At 57.8% G+C, this 8,059-nt stretch carries 7 protein-coding genes; 2 read left to right on the top strand and 5 right to left on the bottom strand.

Annotated elements, in window-relative coordinates:
- Window positions 1-129 precede the first annotated feature (129 nt).
- Both LPA34_RS17090 and LPA34_RS17085 read right to left on the bottom strand, forming a co-directional pair.
- The gene (locus LPA34_RS17090; protein ID WP_228980226.1) at window positions 130-726 is read right to left on the bottom strand and encodes a DUF2239 family protein; all 597 of its coding nucleotides are present in this window, start codon (window positions 724-726) and stop codon (window positions 130-132) included.
- A 323-nt stretch (window positions 727-1,049) separates the two neighbouring features.
- Window positions 1,050-1,268: a DUF6900 domain-containing protein gene (locus tag LPA34_RS17085; protein WP_228980224.1), complete on the bottom strand. Its 219-nt coding sequence runs from the start codon at window positions 1,266-1,268 to the stop codon at window positions 1,050-1,052.
- A gap of 889 nt (window positions 1,269-2,157) precedes the next feature.
- Here LPA34_RS17085 and LPA34_RS17080 point away from each other — a divergent pair.
- Together LPA34_RS17080 and LPA34_RS17075 are read left to right on the top strand one after the other, a co-directional pair.
- On the top strand, window positions 2,158-3,714 hold the full coding sequence (locus LPA34_RS17080; RefSeq protein ID WP_228980223.1) for a restriction endonuclease: 1,557 nt from the start codon (window positions 2,158-2,160) through the stop codon (window positions 3,712-3,714).
- Between the two features lie 28 nt (window positions 3,715-3,742).
- On the top strand, window positions 3,743-4,786 hold the full coding sequence (locus LPA34_RS17075; protein ID WP_228980221.1) for a hypothetical protein: 1,044 nt from the start codon (window positions 3,743-3,745) through the stop codon (window positions 4,784-4,786).
- Between the two features lie 110 nt (window positions 4,787-4,896).
- Here LPA34_RS17075 and LPA34_RS17070 read toward each other — a convergent pair whose 3' ends face one another.
- The 3 genes from LPA34_RS17070 to LPA34_RS17060 all read right to left on the bottom strand — a co-directional run bounded on the left by LPA34_RS17070 (window position 4,897) and on the right by LPA34_RS17060 (window position 8,058).
- Entirely contained in the window at window positions 4,897-5,160 is a 264-nt protein-coding gene (locus LPA34_RS17070) for a hypothetical protein (protein ID WP_228980219.1), read from the bottom strand.
- 230 nt (window positions 5,161-5,390) lie between these two features.
- A complete protein-coding gene (locus LPA34_RS17065; RefSeq protein ID WP_228980217.1) occupies window positions 5,391-7,724 on the bottom strand; it encodes a DUF3987 domain-containing protein in 2,334 nt (777 codons plus the stop codon).
- The gene (locus LPA34_RS17060; RefSeq protein ID WP_228980216.1) at window positions 7,717-8,058 is read right to left on the bottom strand and encodes a hypothetical protein; all 342 of its coding nucleotides are present in this window, start codon (window positions 8,056-8,058) and stop codon (window positions 7,717-7,719) included. Before LPA34_RS17060 ends, LPA34_RS17065 begins: the two co-directional genes overlap by 8 nt.
- Window position 8,059 lies beyond the last annotated feature (1 nt).

Raw genomic sequence — 8,059 nt, 5'->3', positions numbered from 1 at the left:
TCAACTTCCCGAACCGCCCGGTGCGGACCCGCATGCCGGGTGGTGTGGCAGGGGTACGGCCTCATGGCCGTCCCCTATGCCGATTTGGGTTCTTCGTTTCTTTCCCTTCTTTCGTTCCCCTACCGTGTTTCAGGCTGAAGCACGGAGCGCCGGCTCCGACAGACTCCGCGCGTGATCGCGAACGTCAGCGGGCCACTGCGCTGTCAGATCTTCGAAACGCGGGCGGTCGTTCGCAAAGAGCGCGCGCGTTGCGTCTTCGAATCCAGGCAGGTTGCCGGCCAGCGCCGTCATGAACCGATACGTCGCCTCCTGCGCCCGACGCGCGTGATCGCGGTCCTCATTTGCCGCACGCGCTGCGTCCACCAGCCTGCGTAGCGCAACCGACGCGCCGCCCGGCTGGCCGTTGAGCCAGTCCCAATGACGCGGCAGCAACGTCACCTCACGTGCGACGACACCAAGCTTCGGGCGCCCGCGTCCGCGCGGCGCTTCTTCGTTCGTAGCCGACAGCGGTGCTACTTCCACGCCTGGCAGTCGACCAATGACTTCATCGACCGAGCCGCGCAGATCGAACTCGACAGGCTGGCTCGTCACGCTGTCGAAAATCAGCACAGGCGCACTTTCGCCCCGGTCGACGACGGATTTCACAGCAATCGCCACGTCTTTCAGCGCGCCAGATGCAATACGGCGAACGCCTTCGAAAGCGATGCAGGTGACTGGACTGGTCATGCCGAACTCCCTTCACTGGATGAATTCGACAAATTATATCCGGGTTAAAATATGAAACGCAATAACATCCGGGTAAAATAAATGACTGTCAGGCGTCCCGCGAGGGACTCGACGGCGCGTTCTTCCATTCGCACGTCGACCAGTTACGCGCGGAGCGATTGCGCCGGTGTCTTGGGCTTTTGGCTCGTAGGGCGCCGTGTCGGCGGCATCGGGCATGGCACGGCATCCCGAAGCGCTGCGTTTCCGTACTCGCGATGCCAATGCTGAGCGGATGGTCCGGAGCGCGAACTGGAAAAGCGGCCCAGTGCGGGCCGCCTTGTTCGTTACTCGCTGCAGCGCGTTTCGCTCGCGGCACGCACGATTTGAGCACCGACCAGCAATCCGGCGTCGTACGCGGCTTCGAGCGCGCATGCGAGATTTTCGATGCTGATTATGCGGAAATCCTCGGTCGGCTTGCCAGTCGGTTGCAGCAAAGAGATCCCCAGGGTTTCGTGGGCGATCGACTGCAGGAGTTCGAGACGTTCGTCGTTCACGGTATTCATGACGCCGCCCTCCAGTTATGCGATGTCTGGCTGACCCGATGCCGCGATGAAGCGGTTTTGCCCAGCGTGCATGGTGCGGCGTCAACGCGTTCGCAACGAGCCGCCCCCCTGCGGTTTAACGTCGCAGATGCGATGGACGCAATCACGCAGGCACAGCTTGCGTTCGGGGCGAACCACGATGAATGTACTGCGCCGGCCGCTGTGGCGTGGGCGCGGGGTGCCTGTTCCTGACAGGCCAGATGATATTGCATGCGGATTTTCATGATATTTCTCTCACAGGGAGAGATACGTTTTCCTCTCTTTATCTGATTGAAGTCATTGCGATTCCAAGCATAGAAGCCAGGAGGCGACGCAGTACGCGGTGCGCTGACGCAGTTCGACGCTCTATTCTATTTTTTACGTATGCGCGAATATCGCAGGGCTGCCGGATTCGGGGGATGAAATGCAAAAACCCCCGACAGCCATGGGCTGTCGGGGGTTTTTTTGATGCTGTGCTGGTGAGTGAATCCTGGGTGGTGGAGCGGATGGCTATCGAACTGCGCCACAAAATCCATATCTGGCAACGGCTTCTCACACTCTAATCTCAAAGATACCCCCAAACATACCCCCAATCCTACTCCGCTGCCGGAAATGCAAGCCGCCCGGGCGTTACCGTTCGCGACAACGGACATATGCCGCGCACCGCAAGCAGATGCGGGGATCGATCGGACGGAAAGAAGTCCCATGGTCGGCTACCCCCCAAGGGGGCCGACCACCTGCCAGGGGGCGGGGTGGCCTCCAGCATGTCACACAGAGTTTTCACCCCCAAGGGAATAGTTGCAATTGTTATTATGTTTCCCGCAGCGCATCTGCCACCACAAAAAGAATCATTCGATCCCGGGGACCACTTATGGCACAGAACTATTCCGCTCAGGCCGAACGCGCTCGGGCGCGAGCCGCTCGTGAGTACGAACGCGAAGTGGCGCGACAGGCCAAAGAAGCCAAGCAGGACTATTTCGAATCCAGATTGCAGGAAGTGGCTTCGCTCAACGAGGAGCTCGACGAGAGGATATTTGCTCTTGAAAACATCCTCGTGGCGAGGGTCAACCAGCCGCTCAAGGTCGAGTTCAAGAAGATGCTGGCCGAACGCGAATATCCCACGTTGTCGCTGGGCCAGCTGGACCGGGCGTTGACCAAACCTCAAATGTGGCGCCCCGATCAACCCAGCTGGCTGATCGGTTGGCTCCCTTGGGTAGCAGCCGGATATCGCAAACGCTTCGATGAAGCCCGGAAGAGGTTTGCACAGGAAGAAGTCGACTACACCCGGAATGAAGAGGCTCGGCAGCTGGCGATTGCGGAAAAGCGGAGCGAGCATGCTCGCATGGTTGCTGAATTGAAAGCCGCCGAGAATGAACGACTCTCCGAGGTGAAGAAATGGATGGCCGACCTGGAGCAAGGTGTCCCCGACGTGACCCAGGAATTGTTCGAGCGCGTTCAAAACGAGTCATTTCAGCATTTGCCGGAAGGATTCAAGGGCGCTGGCAAACTCGCCTACGTCACTGAATCGAAACAGCTGGTCGTCGAGTTTGACCTTCCCGAATTCGATGGCGCCATACCCGACGTGAAGGCGTACAAGTACGTGAAAGCTTCCGACACAATCGCCGAGACAGCGCGACCGGAAGCCCAGCGAAAGGCGCTATACACGTCAGTAGTGGCGCAGATGGTCATCCGCGTCCTGCACGAAATGTTTTCCGTGGACTATTACGGCCAGGTCGGATCAATCGTCGTCAACGGATTCGTGGATACGATCGATCGTGGATCGGGTCGGCGCATCCGCCCGTGTCTTGTTACCGTTCGGACGACCCGTGAGATTTTCGACAGCCTCCATCTGAGTGAGGTCGATCCTGTGGCGTGCCTCAGGACGCTGAATGCCGCATTGTCAAAGAGTCCCGCAGAGTTGGCACCGGTTAGACCCATCCTCGAATTTAATATGGTTGATCCGCGCTTCATTGAAGAACGGGACGTCATATCGACGCTTGACCAACGCGCCAACCTCATGGATCTGACGCCGAGCGATTTCGAGTCGTTAATCACAAACCTCTTCGAAAAGATGGGGCTCGAAACGAAGCTCACGCAGGCCTCTCGCGATGGTGGCGTGGACTGCGTCGCCTACGATCCGCGTCCGATTTTTGGGGGTAAGGTCGTTATTCAGGCAAAGCGTTACAAGAACACCGTCGGCGTCAGCGCGGTTCGCGATCTGTTCGGCACGATGCAAAACGAAGGCGCTTCAAAGGGCATCCTTGTCACGACGAGTGGATATGGGAAGGCGGCCTTCGACTTCGCCAACAACAAACCGATCGAGCTGTTGAGCGGTAGCAATCTGCTCTTCCTGCTGGAGCAGCATGCGGGTATCGAGGCAAAGATAGTCATGCCGGATGATTGGAAAGATCCCGTGGCAGACTTTTAAAGGGGCACGCCGGACCTCCGCGACCGATATGACCATCTCCCTGTCAATTCATGCATTAGAGGCTATGGGCTTCCGCGAAGTCCTTGCACAAGGTGACCTTGTTGCCAGCTTCGTGAGTGTAACCGTCTTTGAGGCTAGGGGTGTCGCCGTTCCCGACGACTTCGCTGAGGCATTGAAAGCGCGCGTCGCGGGAACCGACTACCGTATCTCGATCGCGCGAAGTGTCAATTCGGGTTGCCGTGCACTAATTGGCCTGGACTTTGATGAATCCGAGGCCGAGTGGGGCCAGAGAGTGAAGTCGAACGGTCCGTACGTTCTAATCGGAATCGGCCCCACACAGTTCTTCGATTGCACCGCGGGCCGTCTCATGCGCCATGAAGACAGCAGTGTCACGACATACAACTGCTTTCCGCAAGTGAGAGAAGAACTCAGTTCGCTTGAGCAGCGCGTAATCCCGAGTGTTCTTGCGTCCTTGGCATGCGCGCTCAATGACACGGGGCGATATGTTTCATTGAAGAAGCTCGGTCGAGCATCCGTTGGCAGGTGCCCAGACGGATCTCAGGTCCACGACACGCGTCTGGAAATGCGTGCCGAAGCCTATGTGTCGCACCCCATGAGCCAGACTGAACTTTCAAAGAGGTTGATGGACGCAACAACAAAGGCGCCAGCTCTAAACCAGCGCTCAGCCAGGCTCTTCACCCTTGGTTTGGGGGAGGATGATGCACTAAAGAGATTTCTATACTTCTTTCTGGCGCTTGAAGTGGAGACGCAGGCGGTGTTTGGACGCATCGATCATCAAGCTCAAACCACTATGTTGCTATCGAACGAGGCTTCACATTCAACCTCGATCACAAACCTAATAAAAACACAGGTGGGGTCCCTCTCCAACCTATTCGACAAATTCGTCTGGTGCGCTGCCTGCGTATGGAGGAATTTGGAGGATGAAGACATCGCGCTATTCAAGCGGTTGAAAGTGGCGCGCGATAATATTGCACACGGTCAAAAGTCTGAACCGCCACCGGGCTTTGCACATTCGGCGGAGCTCCTCGCCGGCAAGGTGCTGTGGCGCTAACGTAGCGAATGACGGAGCTCGTCGATAGAGCTGTCAAAGCTGGCGCAGCCCCATCCCCCTTTTCACACGCAAATTATCGTGCTCCCGACGAACCCGACCTAGCCGGCCGGCTACAGAGGCGGCAGCCAATACCGGTGATACTGGCCTCGCGAAGTCCATCGGCGCTTGCGCTGCCAGCCGAGTTCGAGCAATACCACACTGATATATTTTCCCTGCGTCCCCAGAGCGCGCTCAAATTCGACCATCGAAAACGGCCGGTTCCGCGCGACTTCCGGCAGTGGTCCGTACCACTCCTTGAATCGCTGCTGTAGTGTAGATTTGACCGGCGAGTCCATCGCCATCAGGCTATTTAGCTGCTTGACGTATGCGCTCATGCTCAATCTCGGTGGTGGTTATGGATGAGATGGTTACAGGTGCCGCGACGTACGGGTCGCCCAATCAAGATTCGCAAGCTCATGGTCTTGCCTCTACCGGGAGCGTCAGTGTTGTCCGTGCTCTTCAGGGGCCGCAATTCCGGAAATACTGAAGTTTATAAAAGCAGCAATCCTAACTATTTTAGAGAAACCTTCAAAATCCACGGACAACACTGACACATCCCCTGATTCTACGGCTTTGCGAGCAACGCGGGATTGATGCGACAACGCTCTGTCATCTTTCCGTTGTTTTCAATACGCTCTACGAAAATCCAGTCGAGTTCGGCAAGAATTTCAATAGCTTGCTGACAGCGGTCGCGACTCGGGAGACCTGACCAGTTCTTTCGCTGAAGATCCCGTAGCGAGAATCCGTCTCGCAGCTTTCCTGCCCGGATCGCATCACCCAAGGCGTGCGCCGCCAGTGCGTCGCCGCGAATCGAATAGTTGTAGATCCGCTTGGCATGCGCTTTTAGGTATGCTGCCCATCCCAATGCGAGGTTCAACGCCGTTTCATCGACCGGACCATTGCCATCCACGGCAAGATGAAAGATCAAGGCGAGGGACGGAACAAGGCTCCGGTATTTGCCATAGTGCGACGACATGGCGGCATGTTCGGCACGTTTAGTATGGTTGACGAGCTTGGGATACCAGGCGTTGAAAATGCGCTGCGCCTCCGGGGTAAAATGCAAATACCAGCGCCCGTCACGCCCGTCGATATTTTCTCGGTGCGCACCAATGCTGGTGGGGTCGAGTTGTGCAAGCCGTTTGAACAGAGACGAGATAAAGGCGGCCGCCTGAAGGTTGGGATGTGCGTCGACCAGCACCGACGAGTCGGGCTCATCCGGATAGACGGCGAGCTGGAAGCGCTGGATGAGGCCGTCGTCGCCAACGCCGCCCCGCAATGCCGAAGCTAGGTAGGCCTCGATGACGCCGGGTTGTGTGGTGCCCAACACAGAGAGAATGGTCCGTTCAATGTGAATGTGACCGCGTCCGATGCGATCGAAATCGTAGCCGCCGTTGCCCTCCCAGGCCTGCAAGATAAACGCCCGCTTGGTCGCGTTGTCATCCCCGTCGAGTTCGGCCAGAAAGCCTTTTAGCTCGTCCCGAAACAACAGCACCCCGTTGGGGTTCTCGGCAAGGATCTCGCCCAGCTTTTCCACGGTTGCGTCGTTGACGACGTAACGCTGACGCTTCGGCTTCGGTGGCTGTTGCTGCATAACGCCAGCGACGTTGGCGGCGATCTGACTGGCTTGTTGCATTACGCCGTTCTTGTTCGTTGCCTGCTTCTTGGTTTGTCCGAGTGCAAGCTCATAGGCCATTTGCGCGGCCTGAAATTTGATCATGTCCGTCTCATAGATCGCTTGCGCCGCGGCTTCGAGCTCCTTCAAGGGCGTCAGTGCCGCTGCGATCGCCGGCGACTTCAGTGTGCTCGGGCGACCAATGATCATGCCCCAGAGATTGGGTGTGACCATCCAGGTGTCGAGTTGCTTGGGGCGAATGCAAAGGCGCCCTCCGATCACCGACGAAAGGGCGACCAACAGACCCACCGCGGGGTAGTCGGGCGGACACTGCAAGCGGTGAGCGGTGTCACCGACCCAGTCGCTCAAGCCAGGAGGCAGCAGAACCGCAGGATCGAATGGCGGCACGGCAGGCATCCCCGTCGGCAGGGACGCGGGGGTCTTCCAGGCGATCGGCGCGGCCGCTCCGATCGATTGTCCGGGCTGATACTTGATGATGCTTTGCACAATTTCCTGTACTTCGTGATCGGGGAGAGGCGGATCACACTTTGCTTTGTTCTCGACGTGCAGGGCTGCGGCCAGCGCCTCCCCTGACATGCCGCACTTGTGCATCGATCCTGCCAACGAAGTCAGGGCATTGTTTCGCCCACCCTCGGCGATCTTGCCCGCCGCAGCACTGGCGGCGCCAGGATTGATCGGAACCTTCTCCCGGGAACCTAGCGCACGGATGAACGAATGCAGCTGTTCACGCTCGACGGGGGAAATGCGTGCAATGGACGAAAGTGCGCCCGACTGAAGCCGGTAGTGCTTGAGACCGTTATCGTGCGCAAAGCTGCTCGGCGCGATCACCACAAAGCCACCTTCACCCCGGGTCTCGATTTTCAGCCTGTCGTTCAGTTTCGTGTTGCGGCCGGTTGCTTCACAGAAGTACAGAAAGTGCACGCCTTTCGGGGAGAGTTCGCAATATCCCGCCTCAATCCGGGAGACCACTGACTTCAGATCAGAACCCACGGTCGCCTGTTGAAAAAGCAGATACCCATCCTTTGTATCAAAGTCGAGGCATTCGAGCCCTCCGCTGATCTTGCCGCACACCAGCCCAAGGGTTGAAAGGTGTTCGTGCTTATAGATGTCCACGAGGTGAGCAGGTGTAGGACGCCTCGCCTGATATTCCCGCCAAGCGCCGAACGGGCGCTTGGGGTTCTTCAGGTCCGTGTGGCCCGCAGCAGGATAGGCGCACAAACCGAACGAGAGCGCGGCCAGCGCCGTATTCAAACAGGCGTTATCCATGTTTCTTCCCTCGCGTATTAGTGGTCGGGCGCTCCCTTTCAGCGAAACGGAGCATCGCTGCCGAGCCATCTGCGAAGGTGGACAGTACAGAAAGCGGAATCTTCGAGGTTTCGCTGAGCTGCTGGAGCATTGCGGCGGCCTCAACTTCGGCACCGGCCTTCCCCGAGGTGCGAAGGAGCCCAGCAAGGGGAGCGACGATCATGCACATGTTTGCCGCCTCATGAGTCTTGGGGTCATCAAACCAAGGTTTCAGCACGGCCGCGGCGTCTTTGATCGCTGCGAAGCTTTTCAGTTTCACGCGCGCAGAATTGTCGACTATGTATGACTTGTTCATT

This window comes from Paraburkholderia gardini, from assembly GCF_907164575.1.
Classification (GTDB): domain Bacteria; phylum Pseudomonadota; class Gammaproteobacteria; order Burkholderiales; family Burkholderiaceae; genus Paraburkholderia; species Paraburkholderia gardini.
The sequence above is the reverse complement of the archived record's forward strand: the minus strand, read 5'-3'. Positions and strand labels throughout refer to the sequence as shown.

Coding starts and splice junctions, on each gene's coding strand:
- LPA34_RS17065 (WP_228980217.1), bottom strand. CDS start 7,724: ATGGATAACGCCTGTTTGAATACGGCGCTGGCCGCGCTCTCGTTCGGT.
- LPA34_RS17070 (WP_228980219.1), bottom strand. CDS start 5,160: ATGAGCGCATACGTCAAGCAGCTAAATAGCCTGATGGCGATGGACTCG.
- LPA34_RS17075 (WP_228980221.1), top strand. CDS start 3,743: ATGACCATCTCCCTGTCAATTCATGCATTAGAGGCTATGGGCTTCCGC.
- LPA34_RS17060 (WP_228980216.1), bottom strand. CDS start 8,058: ATGAACAAGTCATACATAGTCGACAATTCTGCGCGCGTGAAACTGAAA.
- LPA34_RS17080 (WP_228980223.1), top strand. CDS start 2,158: ATGGCACAGAACTATTCCGCTCAGGCCGAACGCGCTCGGGCGCGAGCC.
- LPA34_RS17090 (WP_228980226.1), bottom strand. CDS start 726: ATGACCAGTCCAGTCACCTGCATCGCTTTCGAAGGCGTTCGCCGTATT.
- LPA34_RS17085 (WP_228980224.1), bottom strand. CDS start 1,268: ATGAATACCGTGAACGACGAACGTCTCGAACTCCTGCAGTCGATCGCC.